This is a genomic window from Ferrimonas sediminicola, from assembly GCF_005116715.1.
GTDB lineage: Bacteria > Pseudomonadota > Gammaproteobacteria > Enterobacterales > Shewanellaceae > Ferrimonas > Ferrimonas sediminicola.
The window spans coordinates 200,217-227,159 of record NZ_SWCI01000002.1 but is presented as its reverse complement, the minus strand read 5'-3'; the positions used below and the strand labels follow the sequence as shown (position 1 = coordinate 227,159).

26 protein-coding genes are annotated in these 26,943 nt (G+C 62.5%); 5 read left to right on the top strand and 21 right to left on the bottom strand.

Annotated elements, in window-relative coordinates:
* Positions 1 to 111: 111 nt before the first annotated feature.
* The 4 genes from prc to FCL40_RS04455 are packed head-to-tail and all read right to left on the bottom strand — an operon-like array spanning position 112 to position 3,621.
* The gene (gene prc, locus FCL40_RS04470; protein ID WP_229360268.1) at positions 112 to 2,154 is read right to left on the bottom strand and encodes a carboxy terminal-processing peptidase; all 2,043 of its coding nucleotides are present in this window, start codon (positions 2,152 to 2,154) and stop codon (positions 112 to 114) included.
* A 51-nt stretch (positions 2,155 to 2,205) separates the two neighbouring features.
* Positions 2,206 to 2,853, bottom strand: coding sequence for an RNA chaperone ProQ (gene proQ, locus FCL40_RS04465; RefSeq protein WP_169306998.1), 648 nt, complete (start codon positions 2,851 to 2,853; stop codon positions 2,206 to 2,208).
* Positions 2,843 to 3,142, bottom strand: coding sequence for a hypothetical protein (locus FCL40_RS04460; RefSeq protein ID WP_136851762.1), 300 nt, complete (start codon positions 3,140 to 3,142; stop codon positions 2,843 to 2,845). The genes proQ and FCL40_RS04460 overlap by 11 nt, the downstream gene beginning before the upstream one ends.
* A complete protein-coding gene (locus FCL40_RS04455) occupies positions 3,139 to 3,621 on the bottom strand; it encodes a GAF domain-containing protein (protein WP_136851761.1) in 483 nt (160 codons plus the stop codon). The genes FCL40_RS04460 and FCL40_RS04455 overlap by 4 nt, the downstream gene beginning before the upstream one ends.
* A 242-nt stretch (positions 3,622 to 3,863) precedes the next feature.
* Between FCL40_RS04455 and FCL40_RS04450 the strand changes: the two genes are divergently transcribed.
* From FCL40_RS04450 to FCL40_RS04440, 3 genes are read left to right on the top strand one after another with little or no spacing between them, the layout of a single operon-like run.
* Positions 3,864 to 4,406: a paraquat-inducible protein A gene (locus tag FCL40_RS04450; RefSeq protein WP_229360267.1), complete on the top strand. Its 543-nt coding sequence runs from the start codon at positions 3,864 to 3,866 to the stop codon at positions 4,404 to 4,406.
* The gene (locus tag FCL40_RS04445) at positions 4,384 to 5,007 is read left to right on the top strand and encodes a paraquat-inducible protein A (RefSeq protein ID WP_136851756.1); all 624 of its coding nucleotides are present in this window, start codon (positions 4,384 to 4,386) and stop codon (positions 5,005 to 5,007) included. Before FCL40_RS04450 ends, FCL40_RS04445 begins: the two co-directional genes overlap by 23 nt.
* Positions 4,997 to 7,594, top strand: coding sequence for an MlaD family protein (locus tag FCL40_RS04440; protein ID WP_136851754.1), 2,598 nt, complete (start codon positions 4,997 to 4,999; stop codon positions 7,592 to 7,594). The genes FCL40_RS04445 and FCL40_RS04440 overlap by 11 nt, the downstream gene beginning before the upstream one ends.
* A 52-nt stretch (positions 7,595 to 7,646) precedes the next feature.
* On the opposite strand, the gene FCL40_RS04435 is transcribed toward FCL40_RS04440, so the two are convergent.
* Positions 7,647 to 8,876 carry a nucleoside recognition domain-containing protein gene (locus FCL40_RS04435; protein WP_136851752.1) on the bottom strand — a complete coding sequence of 410 codons (1,230 nt, stop codon included), beginning with the start codon at positions 8,874 to 8,876 and terminating at the stop codon, positions 7,647 to 7,649.
* A 69-nt stretch (positions 8,877 to 8,945) separates the two neighbouring features.
* Between FCL40_RS04435 and rsmF the strand changes: the two genes are divergently transcribed.
* Positions 8,946 to 10,358 carry a 16S rRNA (cytosine(1407)-C(5))-methyltransferase RsmF gene (rsmF, locus tag FCL40_RS04430; RefSeq protein WP_136851750.1) on the top strand — a complete coding sequence of 471 codons (1,413 nt, stop codon included), beginning with the start codon at positions 8,946 to 8,948 and terminating at the stop codon, positions 10,356 to 10,358.
* Between the two features lie 224 nt (positions 10,359 to 10,582).
* On the opposite strand, the gene FCL40_RS04425 is transcribed toward rsmF, so the two are convergent.
* From FCL40_RS04425 to apbC, 9 genes are read right to left on the bottom strand one after another with little or no spacing between them, the layout of a single operon-like run.
* Positions 10,583 to 11,344: a TatD family hydrolase gene (locus tag FCL40_RS04425; RefSeq protein ID WP_136851748.1), complete on the bottom strand. Its 762-nt coding sequence runs from the start codon at positions 11,342 to 11,344 to the stop codon at positions 10,583 to 10,585.
* A gap of 42 nt (positions 11,345 to 11,386) precedes the next feature.
* Positions 11,387 to 11,713 (bottom strand): PilZ domain-containing protein, encoded by a 327-nt coding sequence (locus tag FCL40_RS04420; protein ID WP_136851746.1) that lies wholly within the window; start codon positions 11,711 to 11,713, stop codon positions 11,387 to 11,389.
* A 26-nt stretch (positions 11,714 to 11,739) separates the two neighbouring features.
* Positions 11,740 to 12,636, bottom strand: coding sequence for a DNA polymerase III subunit delta' (gene holB / locus FCL40_RS04415; protein WP_136851744.1), 897 nt, complete (start codon positions 12,634 to 12,636; stop codon positions 11,740 to 11,742).
* The gene (gene tmk / locus FCL40_RS04410; RefSeq protein WP_136851742.1) at positions 12,633 to 13,259 is read right to left on the bottom strand and encodes a dTMP kinase; all 627 of its coding nucleotides are present in this window, start codon (positions 13,257 to 13,259) and stop codon (positions 12,633 to 12,635) included. The genes holB and tmk overlap by 4 nt, the downstream gene beginning before the upstream one ends.
* Positions 13,256 to 14,266, bottom strand: a complete 1,011-nt coding sequence (gene mltG / locus FCL40_RS04405) for an endolytic transglycosylase MltG (protein WP_136851740.1) — start codon at positions 14,264 to 14,266, stop codon at positions 13,256 to 13,258. Before mltG ends, tmk begins: the two co-directional genes overlap by 4 nt.
* Positions 14,263 to 15,072 carry an aminodeoxychorismate lyase gene (gene pabC, locus FCL40_RS04400; protein ID WP_136851738.1) on the bottom strand — a complete coding sequence of 270 codons (810 nt, stop codon included), beginning with the start codon at positions 15,070 to 15,072 and terminating at the stop codon, positions 14,263 to 14,265. The genes mltG and pabC overlap by 4 nt, the downstream gene beginning before the upstream one ends.
* Complete coding sequence (gene dcd, locus FCL40_RS04395) at positions 15,072 to 15,656, bottom strand: dCTP deaminase (protein WP_136851736.1); 585 nt, start codon at positions 15,654 to 15,656, stop codon at positions 15,072 to 15,074. The genes pabC and dcd overlap by 1 nt, the downstream gene beginning before the upstream one ends.
* A gap of 47 nt (positions 15,657 to 15,703) precedes the next feature.
* Positions 15,704 to 16,345 carry a uridine kinase gene (udk, locus tag FCL40_RS04390; RefSeq protein WP_136851734.1) on the bottom strand — a complete coding sequence of 214 codons (642 nt, stop codon included), beginning with the start codon at positions 16,343 to 16,345 and terminating at the stop codon, positions 15,704 to 15,706.
* A gap of 49 nt (positions 16,346 to 16,394) precedes the next feature.
* The gene (gene apbC / locus FCL40_RS04385) at positions 16,395 to 17,507 is read right to left on the bottom strand and encodes an iron-sulfur cluster carrier protein ApbC (RefSeq protein WP_136851732.1); all 1,113 of its coding nucleotides are present in this window, start codon (positions 17,505 to 17,507) and stop codon (positions 16,395 to 16,397) included.
* Positions 17,508 to 17,665: 158 nt separating this feature from the next.
* Between apbC and metG the strand changes: the two genes are divergently transcribed.
* Positions 17,666 to 19,720 (top strand): methionine--tRNA ligase, encoded by a 2,055-nt coding sequence (metG, locus tag FCL40_RS04380; protein WP_136851730.1) that lies wholly within the window; start codon positions 17,666 to 17,668, stop codon positions 19,718 to 19,720.
* A 73-nt stretch (positions 19,721 to 19,793) separates the two neighbouring features.
* Here the strand turns inward: metG and FCL40_RS04375 are convergent, their stop codons facing one another.
* From FCL40_RS04375 to rpsA, 7 genes are all read right to left on the bottom strand, one after another.
* Entirely contained in the window at positions 19,794 to 21,356 is a 1,563-nt protein-coding gene (locus FCL40_RS04375) for a long-chain-fatty-acid--CoA ligase (RefSeq protein WP_136851728.1), read from the bottom strand.
* Positions 21,357 to 21,436: 80 nt separating this feature from the next.
* On the bottom strand, positions 21,437 to 22,291 hold the full coding sequence (locus tag FCL40_RS04370) for a BKACE family enzyme (RefSeq protein WP_136851726.1): 855 nt from the start codon (positions 22,289 to 22,291) through the stop codon (positions 21,437 to 21,439).
* 157 nt (positions 22,292 to 22,448) lie between these two features.
* Positions 22,449 to 23,144: an orotidine-5'-phosphate decarboxylase gene (gene pyrF / locus FCL40_RS04365; RefSeq protein WP_136851724.1), complete on the bottom strand. Its 696-nt coding sequence runs from the start codon at positions 23,142 to 23,144 to the stop codon at positions 22,449 to 22,451.
* A gap of 116 nt (positions 23,145 to 23,260) precedes the next feature.
* A complete protein-coding gene (lapB, locus tag FCL40_RS04360) occupies positions 23,261 to 24,418 on the bottom strand; it encodes a lipopolysaccharide assembly protein LapB (RefSeq protein WP_136851722.1) in 1,158 nt (385 codons plus the stop codon).
* Positions 24,411 to 24,698 carry a LapA family protein gene (locus tag FCL40_RS04355; RefSeq protein WP_136851720.1) on the bottom strand — a complete coding sequence of 96 codons (288 nt, stop codon included), beginning with the start codon at positions 24,696 to 24,698 and terminating at the stop codon, positions 24,411 to 24,413. Before FCL40_RS04355 ends, lapB begins: the two co-directional genes overlap by 8 nt.
* Before the next feature lie 125 nt (positions 24,699 to 24,823).
* Positions 24,824 to 25,114: an integration host factor subunit beta gene (gene ihfB / locus FCL40_RS04350; protein ID WP_028108420.1), complete on the bottom strand. Its 291-nt coding sequence runs from the start codon at positions 25,112 to 25,114 to the stop codon at positions 24,824 to 24,826.
* A 68-nt stretch (positions 25,115 to 25,182) separates the two neighbouring features.
* The gene (gene rpsA, locus FCL40_RS04345; RefSeq protein WP_136851718.1) at positions 25,183 to 26,850 is read right to left on the bottom strand and encodes a 30S ribosomal protein S1; all 1,668 of its coding nucleotides are present in this window, start codon (positions 26,848 to 26,850) and stop codon (positions 25,183 to 25,185) included.
* Between the last annotated feature and the right edge of the window lie 93 nt (positions 26,851 to 26,943).

Sequence of the window (26,943 nt, the reverse complement as noted above, 5' to 3'; positions counted from 1 at the left end):
TGGCTGTTGGCCCCGAAAAGGCGGGGATGTCTGATTGGGAGCGGGATCACAAACAATCCCGACAGAGACAAAAAAAGGCCGCGAGGCGGCCTTTTCGATGGTGGGAGCGAGCTACTTCTGTTTGGCGAGCCGGGTCCAGTCCACCATGTCCAGGGTGATGTTGGCGGACTCGGCCAGCAGATAGTCGTTGTCCTGGTCATCACCCTCGCGTTCCGGCTCGTCGTCCAGAGACTGGATGGGGGCCTCCCCTAGGCGCGCGCGCCGCTCGTTGATCCGCTTCAGCGCCAGGTCGTCCTCACTCTGCTCCTTCGCCTTGCGCTCGGCCAACACCAGGGAGACGTAGCCCTTGTCCTTCTCCGCTCGGTAGGTGTCGATATCTTCGGCCAGGTAGCCGAACTCCGGGTTGGTCTGGATGCGCTTGGCGTAGTTGGCACTCAGGGTGGTCACCATGCTCTGAGGCACCAGATCCAGCGACTGGTAGTTCGCCTTGGGCACGCTGTCCCAGGGCAAGGCGTTGTCCTCCTGAGACTCACCATACTCCCCGGGCTGGAAGAAGCTGGGGAACTCGATGTCCGGGGTGACCCCCTTGATCTGGGTGCTGCCGCCATTGATGCGGTAGAACCGCGCAATGGTGTACTGCACGTGCCCCATGGGCTTGTCAAACAGGTCGTAGGACTTACCCAGGCTGCGGTGCTGCTGCACCGTACCCTTACCGAACGTGGGCTCGCCGATCACCATGGCCCGACCGTAATCCTGCATCGCCGCCGCGAAGATCTCCGAGGCGGAGGCACTGTAACGGTTCACCAGCACGGTCAGCGGGCCGTCATAGCTGATGCGACCGTCACTGTCCCGGTTGATGTTGATGCGGCCGCGCTGGTCACGGATCTGAACCACCGGCCCCTGGGAGATGAACAGGCCGGTCAGCAGGGTTGCTTCTGACAGAGAACCACCGCCGTTGTTGCGCAGGTCGATGAGGATCGCCTCGACGTTCTCCTGCTCAAGTTTCTCCAGCTCTTTGGAGACATCCTGGCTGATGTTGACGTAGAAGCTGGGGATCTCGATCACCCCGATGCGGCGGCCCTGGTTCGGCCCCTGTTCCGGGACATATACCTCGGACTTCACCGCCCGGTCCTCGAGCTTCACCTTGTCGCGGACGATCACCACCTTCTTCGGTTTGGCGTTGTTGCCGCCCTTCTTGGGCAGGATCTCCAGGGTCACCTTGGTGCCCTTGGGACCCTTGATCAGATCCACCACGTCATCCAGCCGCCAGCCGATCACGTCCACCGGCTTCTCCCCTTCCTGACCGACACTGATGATCCGGTCTTCGGGCTTGACGCCACCGCTCTTGTCCGCCGGGCCGCCGGGGACCAGCGAGCGGATGGTGGTATAGTCATCCTCCACCTGCAGCACGGCTCCGATCCCCTCCAGGGAGAGATTCATCTCGGTCTGGAAGCGATCGGCGTTGCGCGGTGACAGGTAACTGGTGTGGGGTTCGATGGTATAGGCGAAGGCACCCATGACGTTCTGGAACACATCCTCGCTGTGAGTCTGGCTCAGTCGTTTCAGGGCGTTGTTGTAGCGCTTTCCGAGGATCTCCTTGATCTCGGGCCACTCCTTGCCGGTCATCTTCAGATTCAGCGCATCATTCTTCACCCGCTGGCGCCACAGTTCATCCAACTGGGCCTCGTTGGCGGCCCAGGGGGAATCCTCGCGGTCGAAGTAGTACTTATCGCCCGCTTTGGTGAAATCGAAGGGGGTCTCCAGCAGCTTCAAGGCGTAACTGAATCTCTGGTAACGCTTGTCCAGCGCCGCCTGGTAGATGGTGTAGGCGTCCTGCATCTCGCCCTTGGCGATGTGGGCACCGAACTCGGTGCGCACCTTGCGGAACCGGTCCACGTCGGCCTGGGTGAAGATGCTCTTGTTGAAGTCAAGCTGCTCCAGGTAGCGATCGAAGATCTCCCCGGAGAACGCCTGATCCATGGCGAACTTACGGTAGTGGGAACGAGTAAACAGATTGGTGATCCGTTTGCTGGCAACCTTGTGCTGCGCCTCCTGGCTAAGGACGGGGATCTCCTCCTCAGAGATGACCGGAGAAAGGGCCAGGGCCTGGACGCTGAACAGCGCGCCGGCAAACAGACTGGCCAATGTCGTCATCTTGAGACTCGTTTTCACCATAAGTGCTTTACTCCTTAAAGCCGGCTCGGATTAGATACGGATGTGGGAGGCCTTAACCTTGATGGTCATTCCAGAGTCCAGGCGAACCTGAACGTCATCTTTGTTGATGTCCACCACCACACCGTCAGCCGGAGCCCGGCCCAACTGAACTTTGACTTTCTGATCCACACTCAGCGCGGCCGCTTCGACGCTCTTCAGCTCGGGGCGGGGCTTGGCGGGACGTTTGGCACCTTCCGGTTTGCTGCGGGGCGCGCCGGAGGGTTTACCTTTCAGCTTAGACCGTTTGTGAGCGGCAGAGGTTCCTTTGTCCCCCTTGGGCTTCTGCTCGGCCTTGCGCTCCTTGGCGCGCTCCTGGCTCTCCTTGAGGGCCTGCTGGGCGTGCTCCACGTGCTGGGCATCGATCTCGCCACAGGCGTTCCCCTCGAGGTCCACCCGCTGCACGCCCTCCTTGATGGAGCGCAGGTAGCGCCAGCTGTTGGTGTAACGGCGCAGCGCCTGGCGCAGCTGGGTCTTGCTGACGCGCTCGTCATCCGCCAGGTTCTCCGCCAGCTCCTGGAACAGGCCAATCTTCAGCGGCTTGGCGTCGCCCTCCTGGCTGAAGCAATTGGGGAACTTTTCACACAGAAAGGCGATTACCGCCTTGATGTCGGAAAGCTTGGTTTGGTTCTCAGTAGTCATCAAAATCATCCTGACCCGAACTGTTGTTGAAATGCTCAAAGAGGGAATCGACAAACCCCTCGATCATCTCATCATCCAACTCCGTAAGTTCGGGATTGTGTTGCCAATAGGGCCAGATGGCTTCCAGCATCGCTTCCAGGGAAGCGGGATCCATGTCGTCATCGGCCGCGTCATAAACTGCATGATAGAGGCGATTGAGGTTGTCTGCTGCCAGTTCCTCTTCGCCTTCCCAGTCGCCGACCCCCTCGGGATCGGCGAGATAGCTGTGAATGGTCACCAGCTCCTTCATTTCAGGCCCACCTTGTCCAGGTGGCGCTCCAGCACAGAAACCAGGGCTTGGAAACCCTGTCTCTCCTCTTCGCCGAAACGGCCATGCAACGGGCTGTCGATGTCCAGCACCCCAATGACCCGACCCTGATGGTGCACCGGCACAACGATCTCAGAGTTGCTGGCCGCATCGCAGGCGATGTGGCCAGGGAAGGCGTGCACGTCGGCCACCAACTGGGTGCGGTCCTCGGCCACCGCGGTGCCACACACACCTCGGCCGACGGGGATGCGCACACAGGCTACCTGCCCCTGAAACGGTCCCAGCACCAGCGTATCCTGATCCTCCAATAAATAAAATCCGGCCCAGTTGAGGTCGGATACGGAGTTGAATATCAGTGCAGAGATATTCGCCAGGTTGGCGATGAGGCTGGGTTCACCCTCAATCAGCGCTTCGGCCTGTTTAGCCAAAGTGGCATAGGGGTTTCGATCGGAACTGGACATCTTTTCAGCGGTTCATTCACATAAGGTTGTCATTAACCCAGTTTCTGACAAGTCAGTCAAGCCCGCAACACTGGTTCGACCAAATTTACCGGGGTATTTGGGTAAAAAGTGACGAATTTGCCATCGAGTTCGCTATCATAGGGGAGATAACCAAAGCTAAGTGGCGGTAAACTTTGTCAAATTGCTTCATATTGTGCCCGCACTGTGACCAGATCGTCCGCCGCCGGGCCCTGCCCAAAGGGATGAGACTCTTCTGCCCGCGCTGCCTCAGCCGGCTGATGGACTCCCCCTACTGCGATCTGAATGCGCTGACCGCTCTGGTGATCACCGCCCTGATTCTCTACCTGCCGGCCAATTTGCTGCCCATCCTCGAAGTCAACCTGCTGGGCAGCGTGCGCCAGGCCACCATCGCTTTCGGCGCGGTCATCACCTTCGAACAGGGGTTCTGGCTGGTGGGCTGTGCCATCTTCGTCGCCGGGGTACTGGCGCCGCTGCTGCTGCTCACCTCGATCCTGCTGCAACTGCTGCTGTTGAGACTGGGGACCGGCAAGGTCGCCCTGAGGCAGCTGATCAAGTGGCATCCGATGCTGGACGAGGTGGCAATGTTGGAGGTGTACCTCATCAGCTTCTTTGTCGCGGCCTTCAAACTGGGCGACTTTGCCGATCTTCATTACGGCTGGGGAACACTATGTTTTATGCTGCTGTTTATAATGGTTTTTTACGTACAGTACGAATATAACCGTGACCTGATGTGGCAGATGTATGAAGAACGATTTGCCGACTGAACGGGGCATCGATCGCAGCTGGCGCCTCTGTCGCAACTGTCACAACATCGTGATGGAGGGCGATCACTGTAGCCGCTGCCACTCCCGGGTGGAACCCCGACGCCCCAACAGTCTCCAGTACGCCTGGGCGCTGCTGCTCACCGCCGTGGTGATGATCTTCCCGGCCAACTTCTTTCCCATCACCCAGACGACCAATCAGGGGGTCACCGGCTACGATACCATCTACACCGGTATCCTCTCCCTGGTGGAGTCCGAGATGGCCGGCATCGCGGTGATCGTGTTCGTCGCCAGCATAGTGGTGCCGGTGCTGAAGATCGCCGGCCTGACGATCATCCTGACCACGATCACCCTCGGGCTGAGACTGTCCCGCCGCTGGCTGATGCTGTTTTATCACTTCGTTCAATTTATCGGCCGCTGGTCGATGCTGGATCTGTTTGTGATCGGCATCGTCGCCAGCCTGATCAACATGGGACAACTGCTGGACGCCAAACCGGCGCCAGCCGCCACCTTCTTTGCCATGGTGATCCTGTTCACCCAACTGGCAGCCAAATCCATCGACACACGTTTACTCTGGGATCTTGAATACCGCGATGAACACTAACCAGTCTGCCCGGGTGCGGCGCAAGCGCCTGCTCTCCCCCATCTGGATTCTGCCGATACTGGCCACGGTGCTGGGGGCCTGGTTGCTTTTCACCTACATCAAGCAACAGGGAACGGAGATCACCATCCGTTTTCCCAACGCAAACGGCATCGAAGCCCGCAAGACTCTGGTCAAGTACCAGGGCCTGGTGGTGGGCATGGTACAGGAGGTGTCCCTGAACCCGGATCGCTCCTCGGTCAACGTGATGGTGAAGATGGACCACACCGTGGACGACCTGCTCCGGGACCAGACCCGCTTCTGGCTGGTGAGCCCCAAGGCGTCTCTGACCGGCGTGGAGGGGCTGGATGCGCTGTTTTCCGGCAACTACATCGCCATGAAGCCCGGCGAAGGTGAGCGCCTCACCCAGTTCGAGGCGGACACCATGGCCCCGACCTCGGAGGAGGATGCGACCCTGATCCAGCTGGTCGCCGACAAGGGGGGCTCCCTGGACGCCGGCTCCGGAGTGTTTTTCCAGCAGATCAAGGTGGGCAACATCCTCCAGTCCAGGCTGGATCCCCACACCAAGAAGGTGATGGTCACCGCCCAGATCGACGCCAACTACGCGCCGCTGGTCAAGGAGAGCTCCCACTTCTGGAATGTGTCCGGCCTGTCGGCCGACGCCTCACTGGCCGGTGTCAAACTGGAGCTGGAGAGCATCGCCAGCCTGCTGACCGGTGGGGTGGCCTTCGACTCTCCCGAAGACAGCCCCCAGGCCCGCAGCGGCCGCAGCTATCGCCTGTATGAGGACAGGGACGCCGCAACCCAGGATCACACCGTCACCTTCGACGCAGCCACGGCCGAGGGGCTGAAGGTGGGCAGCAAGATCCGCCTGCTGGGAGTGGATGTGGGCGAACTGACCGACATCCGGGTCAGCGGCAACCGGGTGGCCCTGACCGGAGCGGTGCGAGACAGCTATCGCCACATCCTGGTCTCGGGTACCCGCTTCTGGCAGGTCAGGGGAGAGTTGTCGCTGCGGGGCGTGCGCAACCTGGGTAACCTGGTGCTGGGAGACTTCATCAACGTATCCGCCGGCAGCGGCGCGCCCCAGGACCGGTTTCTGCTGGAGGAACGCAAGCCCGACCAGGCCCGCAGCGGGCGGGCGGTCACCCTGCTGCGCCAGGACGCCGCCGGCCTGAGCCGGGGGGACCCGATCTACTTCAACCAGCTGCAGGTGGGCGAGGTGCTGGAGCTGGGGCTGGACGATGGCGATGGCATCCGCATCAGGGCCTGGATCAACGCCCCCTATGATGGCCTGGTCGGCAACGGCAGTCAGTTCTGGCTGACCCAGGGCGTGCGGATCCAGGCGGATCTCGCCACCCTGACCCTGGAGGCCGATCCCCTGCAACAGCTGGTGTCCGGTGGTATCGCCTTCTCCAAGGGAAAGCCCGGCACCGACGCCGGTGCCCCGCACTTCCCGCTGCTGGACCGCCAGGGGGCGGCCGATGCACCCGAGCCTTTGTGGCTCAAGCTCCACACCGACCAGGCCGACGGCCTGGCGCCCGGAGCCCCGGTCTACTATCGCCAGTTGGAGGTGGGCCAGGTCAAGCGGGTGCGCCTGGCCGACGGTGGCTTTCAGATCAGCCTGACACTGGACGGCGAATATCGCCGCCTCTTCTCCAACGCCAGCCGGTTCTGGCGCTATTCAGGGGTGCGCATTCAGGGGTCGTTAACCCACTTTGAGGTCGACGCCGCCGCCGCCATGGCCCTGCTGCGCGGCGGCATCGCCTTCGACAACCTGGAGGGGATGACCGGCGCCCAGCGTGACCGCTGGCTCTATGCCAACCGGGACGAGGCGCTCACACCAGCGGTAAGGGTACAGGTGATCCTGGACGCCGACGCCGATCTCCAGGCCGGCGCCCCGGTTAAATACCATCAGCAGCGGCTGGGCAAGGTCGAGCGCGTCACCCTGGCGCCCGATTTGACCCGCCTTACCGCCACCCTGGCCCTGGCGCCCAAGTGGGCGGACCGCTTCGCCGTCGCCGGGGCCCGCTACTACCTGGCCGAAGCGCAGATTGGACTTGGCAGCACCAAGAATGTGTCCAACCTGGTGCTGGGAAACCACCTGGCCGCCCTGCCCGGTCCGGACGCTTCCCCGGGTCAGCAGCGGTTCACCGCCCTGCCCGCCGAACCGGCACCCGATGCCCAGGCTCAGTCTCTGCGCCTGGTGTTGACCCAGGCACAGCTGGGATCGGTGCGCATCGGCAGCCCGGTCCTCTACCGGCAGATCCCCGTCGGTGAGGTGGTTCAGCATGAGCTGGCCGAGAACGCCAGCCAGGTGGAGATCACCATCGAGCTGCAGCCCCAATACCGTCACCTGGTCAACCGCACCAGCCGCTTCTGGAACGCCAGCGGCCTGACGGTAAAACTGGGGCTGTTCAGCGGCGCCGAGATCCACACCGAGTCGCTGGACACCCTGCTGATTGGGGGGATCGCTTTTGCCACCGAGCAGGCCACCGACGAGCACAACCGCGCCTCGGGTCTGGATCGCTTCCCCCTGCATGAACGCTCCCGGGAGAGCTGGCTGAGATGGACGCCGCTGTTCCAGTGACAACATAGGGGCCCGCCATTGGCGGGCCCCTCAAGTCATTGCGCCGGGCTCCTCAGCCGTAGAACAGGTAGGCTACCGCGATGGCGGTGAGGATCCCCGCCACATCCGCGGTCAGACCGCAGGCCACCGCGTGGCGGCCATTGCGGATCCCCACCGAGCCGAAGTAGACCGCCAACACGTAGAAGGTGGTTTCCGTCGATCCCTGGAACATCGCCGCCAGTCGCCCGGCAAAGGAGTCGGCGCCGTAATGGTTCATGGTCTCCACCATCATCGCCCTGGCCCCTGAGCCGCTGAGTGGCTTCATCAGGGCGGTGGGCAGTGCATCCACGAAGCGGTCGTCCAGCTGCAGCCAGGCACACAGGCTGCGGATCAACGCCAGCAAGGCCTCAAGGGCGCCGGAGCCGCGCAACCAGCCGATGGCCAGCAGCATCGCCAGCAGGTACGGCAGCAGGGTAACCACCAGCTTCACCCCCTCCCCCGCCCCGGCAATGAAGGCGTCGTAGGCGTTCACCCCTCGGTACCAGGCCAGCCCGAGAAACAGCATCACCACCGCGAACAGCACCAAGGCACTGGATTGGGTGGAGAACTGCTGCAGGGCCTCGGCGGACAGGCTCATCAGGTAGGCCAGCAGCGCCAGCAGCCCCGCCACCAGCGCCGCGCCCCACAGCAGCACCACCCGGTTGAGCAGGTTGATACGCTGCACCAGGGACACCGCCAACAGCCCGGCCAGGGTGGAGGCACAGGTGGCCAGCAGGATCGGGATAAACACATCGGTGGGGTGAGCCGCCCCCTGCTGGGCCCGGTACATGAACACCGTCACCGGCAGCAGGGTGACCGAAGAGGTGTTGAGCACCAGGAACAGGATCTGGGCGTTACTGGCCACGGAGGGGGTGGGATTGAGGCTCTGCAGATCCTGCATCGCCTTGAGCCCCATCGGGGTGGCGGCGTTGTCCAGCCCCAGGGCATTGGCCGCCAGGTTGAGGGTCACCGATCCCAGGGCCGGGTGGCCGGCGGGCACCTCCGGCATCAATCTGGAGAACAGCGGGGTCAGCCCGCGGGAGAGGGCCTGGATCAGGCCGGTTTGTTCACCGATGCGCATCAGTCCCAACCACAGGGCCAACACCCCGAGCAGGCCGATGACGATCTCCACCGACAACCTGGCCATCTCAAACAGGCTGGCGATCATCGCCGGCAGCACCTGCTGGTTTCCGTCGACCAGCCACTGCCAGAGTCCGCCGGCCGCCCCCAGGAAAAACAGCGCCAACCACAGTCTATTTAGCACCCGCGCTCCACCTTTTTTGTCATGGTCTGTGCTATATTTGCCGCCATTTTTACCAAGCCGGACTCAGCCATGGCGCAAATTAAGCAAGAATTCCTCAACTCTATCAGTGAGATCTTACCAAGTCACCTGAGCTTGGAGGAGTTTGCTCATTTCAACAGCCAACCCCTGCGCCCCGCCATCCGGGTCAACACCCTGAAGACCGACCCGGCCAGCTTTATCGCCGCCATGACCCCCAAGGGGTGGCACTTCGACCCGATCCCCTGGTGTCATGAGGGGTTCTGGCTCACCCGCGAGGACGAGTCGGTGCAGTTGGGCAACACCCTGGAGCACCTGGCCGGTCTGTTCTATATCCAGGAGGCCTCCTCGATGATGCCGCCGGTTGCCCTGGCGGCGTTGGTCGACCGGGTCGACACCCTGCTGGACATGGCGGCCGCCCCGGGTTCCAAGACCACCCAGATGGCGGCCTGGATGGAGAATCACGGACTGCTGATGGCCAACGAGTACTCCTCCTCCAGACTCAAGGGACTGCACGCCAACCTCACCCGGATGGGGGTGAGCAACGCCATCCTAACCCACTTCGACGCCCGGGTGTTCGGTGCCACCCTGCCCGAGGCGTTCGACGCCATCCTGCTGGATGCCCCCTGCTCAGGCGAGGGTACCCTGAGGAAGGACCCCGATGCCCTGAACAACTGGAGTCTGGCGTCGGTGGAGAGCATCGCCGCGATGCAGCGGGAGCTGATCGAATCCGGATTCCAGGCGCTGAAGACTGGCGGGGTGCTGATCTATTCCACCTGCACCCTCAACCGTCGGGAGAACCAGGAGGTGTGCCGGCACCTGAAGGCGAGCCATGGCGACGCGGTGGAGTATGTCGACCTGTCCCGGCTGTTCGACGGTGCCGACAAGGCGGTCACCGAGGAGGGGTTCCTGCATATCTGGCCCCAGCTGTACGACAGCGAAGGGTTCTTTGTGGCCGCCCTGCGCAAGGTCGGTCCGGTAGCGGGAGAACACCGGACTCCAAGACTGGGTCGGTTCCCCTTCGTCCCCGCCCCAGGCAAACAGGTTCAGGCGCTGACCGATCATCTGAAGAGCAGATTCGGCATCACCCTGCCGCGGACCACCCTGATGGCCAGGGACAAGGAGCTGTGGCTGTTCCCCGAAGGCAGTGACCGCTTCATCCCGGCCATCCGCATGCAGCGATTGGGGATCAGGCTGGCGGAGGAGGCCAAGCACGGTTTTAGGATCAGCCACGAAGCCTTGATGCTCCTGGGCGCCGAGGCATGCAAGGCGGTGGAGCTGGACGACGACCAGGCGGTCACCTATCTGATGGGACGGGATCTGCCCATGGACAATGGCGCCAAAGCCAAGGGTGAGGTGCTGGTCCGTTGGCGTGGCACCCCCCTGGGACAGGCCAAGTGGGTGGGCAACAAGCTGAAGAACTCCCTGCCAAGGGACCTGGTTCGGGATAATGTAGCGAAGATCTGAGTGGAGAGTGGCGAGCTGTGCCAGGCCGGCTCGCCGCCCCAACGGAAAACGTCGTTCATTTTTTGGCGGGCGGTGATTTTTTAGTCTACCTTTATGGGAGCTTTGAAACGGGCGCCGGAAGAGTGCGCCCGACAGTTCCCCTAAGCCTGTGACAACTTGGAGTGGTTATGGGCTTTTTTTTGTCTTGCCGTCCGGAATGACGAGGGGCCGTCGCCCCCCTGCCCCTAGCGGCGAAACAGTCGCTGGTAGTTGTCTCCGGTCTGCCGACACAGCGCCTCGAAGGAGCAGTGTTTGAGATCCGCCACGTACTGGGCCACCTCTTTCACATAGGCGGGCTGATTCTGCTTGCCCCGGTAGGGCACCGGCGCCAGGTAGGGGGAATCGGTTTCCACCAGCAGTCTGTCCAGGGGCACCTGGCGCACCACGTCCCTGAGCATCTCCGCATTGCGGAAGGTGATGATGCCGGAGATGGAGATATACAGCCCCATATCCAGCGCCGCCTTGGCCATCGCCCAGTTCTCGGTGAAGCAGTGCAGCACCCCATTGATCTCTCCGCCTTCACGCAACACCCCCAGGGTGTCTTCACGGGCATCCCTGGTGTGGACGATCACCGGCTTGTCCAGTTCGCGGGCCACCTCGAGGTGCTCGGCAAAGGCGCGCTGCTGGTCGAGGATGTTGTCTTTGCTGTAGTAGTAATCCAGGCCGGTTTCACCGATGGCCACCACCCGCGGATCCTGGGCATGCTGCCTGAGCCAGGCCACATCGAATCCCTCCTTGATGTCCAGGGGGTGGACACCGCAGGAGAACACCACCTCGTCGAAGGGCTCAGCGGCGCGGCGCATCGGCTCATAACCTGCCTGGGACACTGAGACACAGAGCATCTCCTTGACGCCGGCGGCGCGGGCGCGCTCCACTACGGGCTTGAGCGAATCGGGGCTGGCATCGTCGGCCAGGCGATCGAGGTGGCAATGGGAATCGATAAGCACAACATCACTCCGGAAATTTTCGAAGCGGCAGAGCTTAAGGGGTTAGAGGGTCCAGGTCAATTGACCGCTGCCCAGGGTATCGGCCAGCAGCCGCTCGATGCGCGATCGGAGTGCCTGGTCGCCCTCGGCGAAGGCCACTCCCACCCCCATGGGCCTTTGATTGTCCGCCTGAGGATTGAGCCAGACCACCGGCCCGATGATCCGCTGCGGCTCTGCGTCACCGGGCAGGGTGACCTTCAGTTCGACCCGGTCGCCAAGCCGGTTGGGCTGCTCACTGGGCACGAACAGACCTCCGCCCTTGAGAAACGCCATGTAGGCCAGGCGCAATTCGGTCAGCGAGGCGTAGTGATGGGTCAGGCTGGTGGTCATCGGGCCTCCAAGCGGGCCCTCAGGCCCTAGCGATTGATCAGTTGCTGAAACACCGCCGCCGGGTTGAGTCCGGGTTGGGTTTCAAACCTGTGATGCAGCGCCGCCGCCGCCCTGGCCACAGACTGATAGCGCTTCAGGGAGGTGACGTAGGCGTGAGGATCGGCAACAAGATCAATATAGAGCAACTTGAGCGCCTGTGCCGCCTGGGCGTCGTCCAGGCCGAACAGCACCGGGTCCAGCACCCCGCTGCTCAGGCTGCGTTGCCACCCCTGGCGCCAGGCCTCGATGGCGTCCACTTCGCCCGAGGCCAGGGCTTCGGCCAGCTTCAACGGGCCACCGAACAGCCGCAGCAGGCCGTCCAGCTTGGCCGGGTCTACCCTGCCCTCCCCGAGCCAGGCCAGAGACTGGCCGCGGCTGGGTGAGGTCACCATCAGCCGTTGGCAGCGGCTGATGATGGTGGCGGGCAGCCGATTAGGGGCATCACTGACCAGCAGCAGGTGAACCCCGGTGCCGGGCTCCTCCAGGGTCTTCAGCAGGGCGTTGGCGGCGGCGCCGTTCATCGCATCGGCCTGCTGAATCACCACCACCCGGCGGCCCCCCTGGTGGGCGGTGCCCTCCAGCGTCTGGATCAGGTCGCGGATCTGTTCCACCTTGATCACCCTGGGGTCGGGCGAGATCACCATCCGGTCCGGATGGTTTCCGGCCGCCAACAACTGACAGCCGCGGCAGTAGCCGCACAGGTTGGCCGATTCACACAGCAGTGAGTCGGCCAGGGTATCGGCCAGGGCCCCCTTGCCGATGCCGCGGGCGCCGCAGATCAGCCAGCCATGGCTCAGGCGGCCGGACGCCAGGCTCTGGTGCCACAGCTGCCAGCTCCGTGCCAGCCAGGGCATCTCCACCAGGGGGGCGGGCAGAGGATTCACAGCAGCGCCTCAGCCAGGGCCAGTTCAATATCCTGTTGCACCTTCTCCATAGGTTGGGAGGCGTCGATGGTGCGGATGCTGGGGTCACTGGCCGCCTGTTCCAGATAGCACTGGCGGGCACGCTCGAAAAAGTCCAGGCTCTCCAGTTCGATACGATCCAGCTCACCCCGGCCCCTGGCGCGCTCCAGGCCCGCCTTGGGGTCGATGTCCAGGTAGAGGGTCAGGTCCGGCTTAAACGGCCCCAGGGTGATGGTCGACAGCCCCGCCACCTCCCTGGTCAAGCCTCGACCGGCGCCTTGGTAGGCCAGGGAGGAGAGGTTGTGGCGGTCGCCGATCACCCACTTTCCCTGCTCCAACGCAGGCTTAATCACCGTTTCCACCAACTGCGCCCGGCAGGCGTACACCATCAGCAGTTCCGTCAGGTTCGCCATCGGCTCCTGCCGGGGGCGTTTCCAGATCTCGCGGATCTCCTCCGCCAGGGGGGTGCCGCCGGGCTCGCGGGTGTTGACTCTGGACTGGCCGGGAAAGTGGGTTTCAAACCAGGCATTGACCCGCTCGATGGCGGAACTCTTGCCCGCCCCTTCCAGGCCCTCGATGACGATGAATTTTCCTGTCTGACTCATGATCTCTTTCTGATGTACTTGTTGACGGCCTGATTGTGCTCTCTCAGGGTCCGCGAAAAGTGGTGGCTGCCATCCCCCCGGGACACGAAGTAGTAATACTTGCTCTGGGCTGGCTGACAGGCGGCCTGCAGGGCTTCCCGGCCGACCAGGGCGATGGGGGTGGGCGGCAGCCCGCGAATTCGGTAGGTGTTGTAGGGGGTGCGCTCCAGCAGATCCGCCTTGGTGATGTTGCCGTTGAACCGCTCGCCCATACCGTAGATCACAGTAGGGTCAGTCTGCAGTCGCATGCCGCGGTTGAGGCGGTTGATGAACACCGACCCGATCAACGGACGCTCCTCGGCCAGGGCGGTCTCCTTCTCGATGATCGAGGCCAGGATCACCATCTGATAGTCGTTCTTCAGCGGCAGCCCCTCCTGGCACTGGGACCAGGCAAGCTGGATCTCCCGCTGCATCCTGGCGGAGGAGCGCTTCACCAGGGCCACGGCGGAGTCCCCCGCGTGAAACTGGTAGGTATCGGGGAACAGCATCCCCTCCGGGTTGTCGCCCTGAAAACCGATTGCCGCCTTCAACGCGGCCCCCCCCTGCTCCGGCTGCACCAGCTTAGGGTGAGCGGCGATGCGCGCCAGCGCCTGCCTGAGGGTCTCCCCCTCCACCAGGGTCAGGCGGAACGCCTTCTGTCGGCCCTCCACCAGCAACTGCAGCGCGTCACGAACGCTCATCTGCGGAGTGAGCTCATAGGTGCCGGCCTTGATCTGCGCCAGGCCGGGCTCCAGTCTCACCGCCACCTTGATCCAGAAAGAGGTGGGCACCCAGCCCGCCTGCGACCACAGGTTGGCCACCCGCACCGTGGTCGCCCCCTCCGGCAGCGTCCACTCGGTGGGCTGGTCCATGGCCAGTGGCGCCGTCATCTGCGACTCGAGCCGGTGGACCATGTAGGCCGCGGCGACCACCAACGCCAGAGCCAGGCTCATCAGGGAGAGCAGCAGCCTTGTCATCCATCGATTCATCTTAGCACCGCCTCCTGAAGCCGTCTCAGTGGTTGGGGGATCGCCAGGGGACGCCCCAGCAGTTCGATAATGGGGACCAGCTGCATCAGCGAATTGGTGACAAAGGCGGTGTCGGCCTGCGCCAGTTCGCCGGGGTGGAGATCGCGGATCTCAACCGACCAGCCCAGTTGCGGGGCCAGGTGCAGCAGGTGCTGGCGCAGCACGCCAGCTACCCCGCCCCGGTGCAGGGAGGGGGTTACCAGGGTGTGGCCATAGCCGACAAACAGGTTGGCGGCACTGGCCTCCAGAATCCGCCCGCCCCCATCCGTCGCCAGCAGCTCATCGAAGGGACCGGCATCCACCTCGGCCCGGTGCAGCACCTGCTCGGTGCGTCCCAGGGTCTTGAGACCGGCCAGGGCCGGTTGGCTGCCGAGCACCAGGTCGGCGAGTCCGACGCGGATCCCCGCCTGTTGCCAGCGAAGGTAGTGCTGCGGATAGGGGTGGGTGCTGACGATCACCCGGGGAGGCTGATTCAGGTTGGCGGCGTAGCCCCGGCCCTGATCGCCCCGGGTGAGCACCACCTTGGCCACGGCCCGCTCCGGCAGGCCGGCGGCGGCGCTGTCCAGAGTCGACTCGAGGGTGGCCCAGTCCGGGGCCGCCATCATCAGCCGGGCACAGCCCTGGGCCAAGCGCTGACGGTGCAGCGGCCACAGCCGCGGCCGCCCCCCCTGCAACAGCAGGGTGGTAAAGTGGCCGTCGGCCAGGTTCAGTCCCCGGTCGGCCAGGCCGATGGTGTCGGCGGGCGTGCCGTCAACCCAGCTCGGCATCAGCCATCCTGGGTAATGCGACTGGCCACCGCACCTTGCTGATCACGGTACTTGGCATTGCTGCGCTTGTTGTAGGGACGAGCGCAGTCCATGGTCAACTTCTCGAAGTTCAGCGCACCGATGGTCATGCCGGGACGCAGCGCCAGCGGCAGTTTGCCGCTGTTGTAGAACTCCAGCACGATCTGACCGGACCAGCCGGGATCGATGCGGTGGGCGGTCACGTGCACCATCAGCCCCAACCGGGCCAGGGAGGAGCGGCCGTCCAGCCAGCCGACCACGTTGGCCGGCAGGGTCAGCGACTCCAAGGTGGCCCCCAGGGCCAGTTCGCCCGGGTGCAGGTAGAAGGCATCGCCGTCGGCGATGGCGATCTCGTCGCTCATCACACTGTTGAGGGCCTTCTGCACCTCCCCACTGGGACCGGACAGGTCGATGGAGGCGGCGGTGTGGTCCTGGAACACCCGGAAACGGTCCCCCAGAGTCACGTCCACACTGACGCCGGAAATGCGATCCTGGGAGGGCCGGGGCTCGATGGCGATAAGGCCCTCATCCAGGTGCTGTTCAATCTCAATATCGGTAAGACGCATCTTTTCTATCCCTAAAAGCCTTGGGTACAAGTCGAGTTATTGTTGTATTAGTCGCTGGCCAGCTGACGGATCTTGGCTTTGAGGAAGTCGATGGCGATGCGGTTCTTGCCACCGCGCGGCACGATCAGATCGGCGTGCTGCTTGGAGGGCTCAATGAACTGCAGGAACATCGGACGAACCGTCTGCTTGTACTGCTCCAGCACCGAATCCATGGTCCGGCCCCGCTCCTCCACGTCGCGACGCAGCCGGCGAAGCAGACAGATGTCCAGCGGGGTATCCATAAAGATGGAGGCGTGCATCTGTTCGCGCAACTTGGGATCGGTCAGCAGCAGGATCCCCTCGATGATGATCACCCGCTTGGGGGTCACCTTGGTGGTCTGGGGCATGCGGGTGTGCTCCACATAGCTGTAGACCGGCACCTCACAGGACTCGCCGGCACGCAGCTGCTCCAGATGCCGACACAGCAGTTTGTGGTCCAGGGCGTTGGGGTGGTCATAGTTGGTCTTGACCCGCTCCTCCATGGAGAGGTGGCCCTGGTCCTTGTAGTAGCAGTCCTCGGTGATCATTGCGATCTGATCCGTGCCCATATCCTGGCGCAGATCGTCACAGATGGTCCGGGCGATGAGGCTCTTGCCCGAAGCAGACGCACCGGCGATGCCGATAATGACGCATTGTTGTTGGTTAGCCATGACTTGTACTTCGTTTAACGTTAATGAAAACGGGCGACGGCAGGCGAGCCTACTCCTCGCAAATTTCGATCTCCAGCCCGGAAGGCTCGGACAGGGTCACCAGAGCAGCGGCGGTCTTGCGGGCAATGCTCTTGTACTGGGACGCCAACTCCCCCTCCGGATCCGCCACCACGGTGGGGTTGCCGCTGTCGACCGCCTCTCGGATCGCCACGTTCAGTGGCAGGTCTCCCAGCAGTGGCACATTATAGCGCTCCGCGGTTGCCTGCCCGCCACCGGAGCCGAACGGGTGCTCCTTGCTGCCACACTGGCTGCAGATGTGATAGCTCATGTTCTCGACGATGCCCAGGACCGGAATGTTCACCTTGTTGAACATGGTGATCCCCTTGCGGGCGTCGGCGGTGGCGATATCCTGGGGGGTGGTCACCACCACGGCGCCGGCCACCGGAACCTGTTGGGACAGGGTCAGCTGAATGTCACCGGTGCCCGGGGGCATGTCGATCACCAGGTAGTCCAGATCCGGCCAATTGGTCTCGTTCAGCAACTGGACCAGGGCGCCGGCGGCCATGGGGCCACGCCAGACGGTCGCCTGATCCTCGCTCACCATGAACCCGATGGACATGGCGGCCAAACCATGGGCGAAGGCGGGCTCCATGGTCTTGCCATCGGTGCTGACCGGCTGAAACTCCTTGACCCCCAGCATGATCGGCACCGAGGGCCCGTGAATGTCCGCATCCAGCACCCCCACCCGGGCGCCCTCGGCAGCCAGGGCCAGGGCCAGGTTGATGGCGGTGGTCGACTTGCCCACGCCCCCCTTGCCGGAGGAGACGGCGATGATGTTCTTCACCCCTTTCACCTGAGGTGCCTGGCCGGCGGCGGTGATGGCGGGCACCTGCAGGTCGATTTCACACTCGACCTCCTCGATCGCCTCCAGCTTGGCCAGGGCGTTGGTCAGCCCCATCACCCGCTGACGATATTTACTCTGGCAGGGGTAGGGATAGGCCAGTCCCAGCTTCAGGCAGCGGCCGTCGATGTCGAGGCTGCGGACGATGCCGGCCTCAACCAGGTTCTGCTCAAGATAGGGGTCGATTTGTTGGGCGAGGATCTCAAGGACTTGGCCGGAAAGCGCTTCCGGCAGCTGATTTTGGATGGGATTTGGGCTCACGCTCAGGCTCCGTCATAGAGAGATTTCGCCAAGTGTACCAGAACTCTCCACATTCGCATGCGCATAATGCAAGCAACGGCATCGCAGATGGATGAAAATGCGCCTCCTATCGGTTAAACTGGCTCGAATTCCGTAATCCATTGCACGCAAGAGATAAAATGGCATCTCCACAAAGAAAGATCCTGGTCACCAGCGCCCTCCCCTATGCCAACGGTCCCATCCATCTTGGCCACATGCTGGAGTACATCCAAACCGACATCTGGGTACGCTTCCAGAAGCTGCGCGGTCACCACTGCACCTATGTGTGTGCCGATGACGCCCACGGCACCCCGATCATGCTCAAGGCGCAGCAGCTGGGCATGACCCCGGAGGAGATGATCGCCCAGGTATCCGAAGAGCACCAGGCGGACTTTGCCGAGTTCCAGGTGGGGTTTGACAACTACCACTCTACTCACAGCGATGAGAACCGTGAGCTGGCGACCCTGATCTACACCAGGCTGAACGACGCCGGCCACATTAAGACCAGCACCATCAGCCAGCTGTTCGATCCGGAAAAGCAGATGTTCCTGCCGGACCGCTTCGTCAAGGGCACCTGCCCCAAGTGCGACAGCGACGATCAGAACGGCGACAACTGCGACAACTGCGGCGCCACCTACAGTCCCACCGATCTGAAGAACCCCAAGTCCGTGGTCTCCGGTGCCACACCGGTGCTGAAGGACTCCGAGCACTACTTCTTCGACCTGCCGGCGTTCAAGGAGATGCTGGAGGCCTGGACCCGCAGCGGCTCCCTGCAGGAGGAGATGGCCAACAAGCTGAACGAGTGGTTCGAGCAGGGCCTGCAGCAGTGGGACATCAGCCGCGACAAGCCCTACTTCGGCTTCGAGATCCCCGGCACCAACGGCGACAAGTTCTTCTACGTCTGGCTGGACGCCCCCATCGGCTACATGGGCTCGTTCAAGAACCTGTGTGGCAGGCGTGACGACCTGAACTTCGACGACTACTTTGCCGCCGACTCCGACGCCGAGCTGTACCACTTCATCGGCAAGGACATCATCTACTTCCACAGCCTGTTCTGGCCCGCCATGCTGGACGGCGCCGGTTTCCGCAAGCCCACCAATGTGTTTGCCCACGGCTATGTCACCGTCAACGGTGCCAAGATGTCCAAGTCCCGTGGCACCTTCATCAAGGCGCGCACCTACCTGGATCACCTCAACCCCGAGTACCTGCGCTACTACTACGCCGCCAAGCTGAACAACCGCATCGACGATCTGGACCTGAACCTGGAAGATTTCGCCCAGCGGGTCAACTCCGACGTGGTCGGCAAACTGGTGAACATCGCCTCGCGCACCGCCGGTTTCATCGCCAAGCGTTTCGACGGCAAGCTGGCCGACGCCATCGACGCCCCGGAACTGCTGAAGGAGTTCCAGGACGCCGACACCACCATCGCCCAGTACTATGAGGATCGCGAGTTTGGCCGTGCCATGCGCGAGATCATGGCCCTGGCGGACAAGGCCAACGGCTACATCGCCGACGCCGCCCCCTGGCAGCTGGTCAAGCAGGATGGCATGGAGCAGAAGGCCCACGAGGTGTGCTCCATGGGGATCCACCTGTTCCGCCTGCTGATGATCTACCTCAAGCCGGTGCTGCCGGTGATGGCCGCCGCCGTCGAGGAGTTCCTGGCCTCCGAGCTGACCTGGGAGGGGATCCACACCACCCTGACCGGCCACGGCATCAACCAGTTCAAGCCGCTGATCCAGCGCATCGAGATGGACAAGGTCAATGCCATGGTCGACGCCTCCAAGGAGAACCTGGTGGATGCCCAGGCGGAGCCTGAGGCCACCGCCGACACCGGCGCCAACGACGAACTGGCCAAGGATCCCATCAGCGACACCTGCAGCTTCGACGACTTCATGAAGGTGGACCTGCGGGTAGCGCGCATCGCCAAGGCGGAGCACGTCGAAAAAGCCAAGAAGCTGCTGAAGCTGACCCTGGACCTGGGCGGCGAAACCAAGCAGGTGTTCGCCGGCATCAAGTCCGCCTACGCGCCCGAGGAGCTGGAGGGTCGCCTGACCGTGATGGTGGCCAACCTGGCGCCCCGCGAGATGAAGTTCGGCGTGTCCGAGGGGATGGTGCTGGCCGCCGGCCCCGGCAAGGATGAGCTGTACATCCTCTCTCCGGACTCCGGTGCCAAGCCTGGTATGCGGATTAAGTAAACCCGGTCACCAGAAAACGATGGATTGAAAAGCCAGCCCCAAACGGGCTGGCTTTTTTGTTGGTCCGGCCCGGTCAGTTGACCCGGCGTCGATGCCCCTCCCAGTAGGGCGCGCGCAGATCCGCCTTGCGCAGTTTTCCGGCGCCGGTGATCGGGAAGGGCTCGGGGCGGAACTCGACGCTCCTGGGGCATTTGTAACCGGCGATCGCCTGGTGACAGAAGTCGATCAGCTCGCGCTCCCCGAGAGCCTGACCCGGTTTCAGCCTCACCAGCGCATGCACCTGCTCGCCCCAGCGCTCACTGGGAATGCCGATCACCGCCACCTCGGCCACGGCCGGGTGACGGGACAGGGCGCTCTCCACCTCGGCGGAGTAGACGTTCTCGCCGCCGCTGATGATCATATCCTTGACCCTGTCCACCAGGAACAGGAACCCCTCTTCATCCAGGTAGCCGGCATCGCCGGTGTGGATCCAGCCGTCGCGCATCACCTCGGCGCTCTCATCGGGCCGGTTCCAGTAGCCTTTCATGGCATTGCCGCCGCGAACCCGCACTTCCCCTACCTGGCCACAAGGCAACGGCCCGCCCAGGGGATCCACCACCTCAAGCTCGACGCAGGCGACCGCCTGGCCGGCGGAGCGTAACCGACTGGCTTCGGGTCCCTCCACTACGTGGAAGCGGGCGGCAAGGATGGTGATCAGCGGCGCCATCTCGGTCTGACCATAGGCCTGGATAAACTCGACCCCGGGCAGTTCGGCCAACGCCTGGCGCAGTGTACCCTCCGGCATCGGCGACGCGCCATAGACGATGGTGTCCAGACTGGCCAGGTCCGCTCCCGGGATCACCCCGGCCCCCAGCAGCATGGTGACCATGGTGGGCACCAGCAGGGTATGGGTGACCCGGTGCTCGGCGATGCTGTCCACCACCGCCTGGCAATCGAAGGCGGGGATAAACACCTGGGTGGCTCCGCAGATGGTGGTGGCATAGGACATGGCGATGTCGGCGGCGTGGAACATCGGCGCGGCGTGCAGGTAGCGCACATCCGGGCGGCACAGGGTCAGGCCCAGTGACGCCGACACGCTGGAGATCCACAGGTTGTGGTGACTGAGCATCACCCCCTTGGGAAAGCCGGTGGTCCCGCCGGTGTAGTAGATTCCGGCCAGCGCCTCCCCGCCCCGGCCCGCGTCCGCCATCGGTGACAGACCGGCCAGGGCGGCATCGTACTCCACCATCGCCTCCGGGGTGGGGAGGTCTCCGATGTGGATCACCCTCTCCACTTCGCTGTCACCGGCGAGGACGGCCTCGGCGGCGGGGAGGAAGGCATCGTCCACCACCAGCACCCTGGCACCGGAGTCCTTCAAGGCATACAGGCTCTCCTTCACTGACCAGCGGATATTCAGCGGCACCAGTACCGCGCCGGCCCAGGGCACCGCGAAGAACTGCTCGTAGTAGCGATCGCTGTTCAGCGACAGCACCGCGACACGGTCCCCCTCCCCCACGCCACACTGCCTAAGCAGCGACGCCGCCTTGGCCACCCGTTCTCTTAACTCAGTCCAGCTGTGGTGGCGTCCGCCACAGAGGGTGGCGGTATTGTCGGGGTAAAGCGCGGCATTGCGTTTTATCATCTGGGTCAGTTGCATGGATCCCTCTAGGTCGCACGGCGTCATCGCCGATCGGTGACAGGGCTCCAACCACCTCCCCTTCAATAGGTTCGCTCAGATTAAAGATAGAGTCTCCTGGCTTCCTCGGGGCTGGCGATGCTTCGACCGGCCTCTTCGGCCAGTGTCGCCAGTGCGGCGATCATCTCGCCGTTGCCCCTGGCCTTGCTGCCGTCAGGCAGGTAGAAACTGTCCTCCAGGCCACTGCGCAGATGGCCGCCCAGTTCGGCGGTCTTGCGGTGGACCGGCCAGATCTCCTGGCGGCCGATCACCGTGGCTTGCCACATCGCTCCGGGCAGCATATAGCGCCGGAGCAGCGGCAGCAGATCCGGGTCCGCCGGCATGCCGGAGGCCACCCCCATCACCAGGTTATAGTTGGGGCGGGCCACCATCCCCACCCTGTGGTACATGGCGACGCTGCGCACGATACCGAGGTCAAAGCACTCGAACTCAGGGCGAATTCCCAGGGCATCGCAGTGACTGACCATCTCCTCCACCTTGTCGGCGGGGTTGTCGAACAGCATGGGCGGCCAGGCCCAGTGACCGTCGGCGGTCACCTTGAGGTAGTTGAGACTGCCGGCGTTGCAGGCGGCGATCTCCGGCCGGCAGCGTCCCAGGCAGGCAAGCGGACCGGACTGGTCCCGTCCCACCACCCCGGTGGTAAAGTTGAGCAGTACCCCGGGGCAGGCGTCTCGAATCGCCTCGCTGATCGCCTGTGCCACCTCCGGCTCCCAGCTGGGAAGGTGACCCTGGTGCGGTGACTGCCGGCGAAAATGGAGGTGCATCACGCTGGCCCCGGCATCATAGGCGGACCTGGCCTCGGCGGCCATCTGCATCGGGGTGACCGGCACCGGGTGGTGCTTGGGATCGGTGAGTACCCCGGTCAGGGCACAGGTGATCACCGCCTTGTGCGTCATAAGCCCTCCTGGTCACTGATTGAACTAACCTACCAAGCATCTGCTTGGTATGACAAGAGGGGCTGTGTCGATAGGCAAAGAAAAGGCGACCGCCATGGGTCGCCTTGGTTCGGGTGGGGAACCCGTGGGACCTGGCCCAAGCCGGCCCTGCCACTGATTACAGGGTGGCGTTGATCGCCACCAACGCCTGAAGTGGCGAGTCCGCCTGGGTGATGGGACGGCCTATCACCAGGTAGTCGCTTCCGGCGGCCACCGCCTCGGCAGGGGTCATCACCCGCTTCTGGTCGCCCTTGTCGCTGCCGGCGGGGCGAATACCCGGAGTCACCAGCTTAAACTCTTTGCCCAGCTCCGATTTGAGCAGGGAGGCTTCGCGGGCGGAGCACACCACCCCATCCAGACCGCTGGCCTGTGCCAGCCTGGCCAGGGACAGCACGTGTTCCTCGGCACTGCGGGTGACCCCCATCTCGGCCAGTTCGCCCTCCTCCATGGAGGTGAGCATGGTCACGGCGATCAGCAGCGGCGCCTTGTCCCCGTAGGGTTTGAGTGCCTCTGCGGCGGCTTTCATCATACGACTGCCGCCCCCCGCGTGCACATTCACCATCCATACCCCCAAGTCGGCGGCCGCGGCCACCGCCTTGGCGACGGTGTTGGGGATGTCGTGAAACTTCAGGTCCAGGAATACGTCGAAGCCCTGGTCAATCAGGCGCTGCACGAACTGTGGCCCGAAGGAGGTAAACAGCTCTTTACCCACCTTCAGTCTGCATTGGGAGGCATCCAGTTCAGATACAAAGCTCAGTGCCGTCTCTGCGTCATTGAAGTCCAGTGCGATCAGCACCTTGGGGTCATTTTGCATGGGTGTCTCCGGTTGTAGGGTGTTATCGGTCGTTCTTAGTATCAGGAGCGTGATTATCTCTGCTGTTCAGAGCTTGGCTGACCCCGAGGGGCGCTCCTGTCAGCCAGGGTTGCAACTCATTCTCCATCGAGGCCGCGGATCCGCTTGCCCTCACCCCAGCTCTTGCAGGAGGGACAGTGCCAATAGAGGCTGTGGGACGGGAAACCGCAGCGGCGGCAGCGATAGATGGGACGGAGCTTGATCTGGGCTTCCACCAGCTTGGAGAGCATGGCGATACGCTCGCGGCCGGCGCCGAGATCCGCCTGCGCCATCTGCAGCTGCATCAGGTGGTGGAAGCCACGCATGGTCGGCTGGCGCTTCAGGTGCTCCAGCAGCAGCAGCTCGGCCTGTTCGGTGCCGGTGGTCTGGGCGGTGATGTCCACCAGCTTCAACAGGGTACTGACGTTGCCATCTCGCTCCAGCACCGTGTGCAACAACGACACAAACTGGTCCTCGAGTCCCAGTTGGCGGTAGATCGCCTCGGCATCATCCACCACCTCGGGCAGCATGTCCGGGGCCACCGCCACCAGTTTGGTCACCAGCTTGGCGGCGCCGGCGTTGTCGCGGCCCTGCAAAGCGCGGATCTTCTCCACCATGGCGCGGACGCAGTGGCCGTCGGTGGACAGCGCCCGGTCCAGCAGCTTCATCCGCCCGGCCGGATCCTGCTCCTGCTGGGCCAGTTCGCAGTAGTAGTGGGCGACGATGGGCTTGAGCTCCTTGCGGCTCACCCGGCCGAACTTGCGCGCCACCTTGATCGCCTTCCACCACTCCTTGGTGGCCTGGTAGATGGAGAGCAGCTGGCGCTCGGCGTCCTCGCTGTGGTCCGGCTCCTTGACCAGTTTGAGGAACAGATCCTCCGCCCGGTCGTAGAGGCCGGCGGCCAGATAATCCTTGCCCAGCTCCATCATCGCCGCATCCCGCTGCTCAGTGGTCAGGTGCGGACGGGCAATGAGGTTCTGATGGATGCGGATGGAGCGGTCCACCTCACCCCGCTTGCGGAACAGGTTTCCCAGGGAAAGGTGGGTCTCGAAGGTCTCCTCGTCCACCTGCAGCAGCTCGATAAAGAGATCCACCGCCTTGTCGGGCTGATCCGACAACAGGAAGTTGAGGCCTTCGTAGTAATTCTTGGAGAAAGCACGGGCGCGGCGGCGCTCGGAGTTACCGGCGCTGCGCTGGCCCATGTACCAGCCGTAGGCGGCGGCGACGGGCAGGAGGAGGAAAAACAGCTCAAGCATTGGTGTCGTTGGACTCGAGCTCGGCTATCCGCTTCTCCAGCTGCTGGTTTCGGGCGGTGATGCGTCCCAATTTGAACCTTTGTCCCAACATCAGGGCCATGGTGATCAGCCAACTGATCACGAAGCCGCTAAAGAAGGTGGCCGCCAATACCATGGGCAGGGAAAACTCACCTCGGGCGATGAAGTAGTTCAGGGTGATCACCTGGTCGTTGCGGGCACCAAAGGCCATGGCAACCACGAAGAAGACAGCAACCAGTGCCGTGATAAGCAGGGCTTTCACTGTGGCTCCTCATGAGCGTCAAACAGGGAGTAAGATTATCTTATAAAAAGAAAATGATGGCTAGGGGCATCTGGTTCAGGCGCCCCAAAACAAAAAGCCTCCGCATGGCGGAGGCTTTTTAATAATCAACCCTGAAGGCTTTGGTTCACGCGTTCGCGTAACTCTTTGCCCGGCTTGAAATGAGGTACGTATTTGCCAGTCAGCTCAACGGCATCCCCGGTTTTGGGGTTACGGCCAACCCGAGGAGCCCGATAGTGAAGCGAAAAGCTGCCGAAGCCGCGGATCTCAATGCGATCCCCCTGCTCCAGCGTGGTAGCCATCTGCTCCAGCATCTCTTTTATTGCACCTTCCACTTCCTTTCCGGACAGGTGCGACTGTTTACTGGCCAATCTTTCGATAAGTTCGGACTTGGTCATCCTCGCTCTCCTAAAAGCCAATACCAGTCGCCTTTATGGGGAGCCGGGGCTCCCCAATCAACAGGCGATTATTGTTTAGCAGCTTTGAAGGCTTCAGCCATAGCGTTGGAGAAGGTAGCTTCTTCACGCTGGTTCAGGCTGTCAATCGCTTCCTTCTCATCGGCCTCATCCTTAGCACGGATGGACAGGCTGATGGTGCGGTTCTTACGATCAACGCCCATGAACTTGGCTTCAACTTCCTCACCGGCGGACAGCACGGTGGAAGCGTCTTCAATGCGATCACGAGAGATGTCGGCTACACGGATGTAACCTTCAACGTTCTCGCCCAGCTCTACAGTGGCGCCCTTGGCGTCAACGGCAGTGATGGTACCCTTAACAATAGCACCTTTTTTGTTATCAGACAGGTACTTGTTAAAGGGATCTTCTTCAATCTGCTTAACACCCAGGCTGATGCGCTCGCGCTCGGGGTCTACGGACAGAACCACAGCGGAGATCTCTTCGCCCTTCTTGTAGTCGCGAACGGCTTCTTCGCCAGCCACGTTCCAAGAGATGTCGGACAGGTGAACCAGACCGTCGATGCCGCCTTCCAGGCCGATGAAGATACCGAAGTCGGTGATGGACTTGATCTTACCGGAAACCTTGTCGCCCTTGTTGAAGTTGGACGCGAACTCATCCCATGGGTTGGCTTTGCACTGCTTCAGGCCCAGGGAGATACGACGACGCTCTTCGTCGATATCCAGAACCATCACTTCAACGTTGTCGCCCAGGCTAACAACCTTGGATGGGTGGATGTTCTTGTTGGTCCAATCCATCTCGGAAACGTGAACCAGACCTTCAACGCCCTCTTCGATCTCAACGAAGCAGCCGTAGTCAGTCAGGTTGGTCACGCGACCGGTCAGCTTGGTACCTTCAGGGTAACGGCCAGCGATGGCTACCCATGGATCTTCGCCCAGTTGCTTCAGACCCAGGGAAACACGGGTGCGCTCGCGGTCGAACTTCAGTACCTTAACGTTGATCTCGTCGCCAACGTTCACGATCTCGGAAGGATGCTTAACGCGCTTCCAAGCCATGTCGGTGATGTGCAGCAGGCCGTCAACGCCGCCCAGGTCTACGAAGGCACCGTAGTCGGTCAGGTTCTTAACGATACCCTTAACTTCTTGACCTTCTTGCAGGTTCTCCAGCAGCTGCTCGCGCTCAACGCTGTTCTCAGATTCGATAACCGCACGACGGGAAACAACAACGTTGTTGCGCTTCTGGTCCAGCTTGATCACCTTGAATTCCAGCTCTTTGCCTTCCAGGTGAGTGGTGTCACGTACGGGACGTACGTCAACCAGGGAACCAGGCAGGAACGCACGGATGCCTTCCAGCTCGACGGTGAAACCGCCTTTAACCTTGCCGTTGATGATACCGATAACGGTCTCTTCATCTTCGTAGGCTTTCTCCAGGCGCAGCCATGCTTCGTGACGCTTGGCTTTTTCGCGAGACAGCTGGGTCTCACCGAAGCCGTCTTCAACAGCGTCCAGAGCTACGTCTACGGAATCGCCTACGTTGATCTCCAGCTCGCCCTTGGCGTTCTTGAACTGCTCGGCGGGGATGGCGGACTCGGACTTCAGGCCGGCGTCAACCAGAACGATGCCGTTCTCGATAGCAACAACGGTACCTTTAACGATGGCACCGGGGCGGGTTTCCAGATCCTTCAGGGATTCTTCAAACAGTTGAGCAAAAGATTCAGTCATGTTTAATCAACAATTAATAGTGGTCATCCATGTGCCATCCTGGACATGGGGTAGTTGCCATAAACCCGCGTCACTCCTTGATACGGGCAGCTT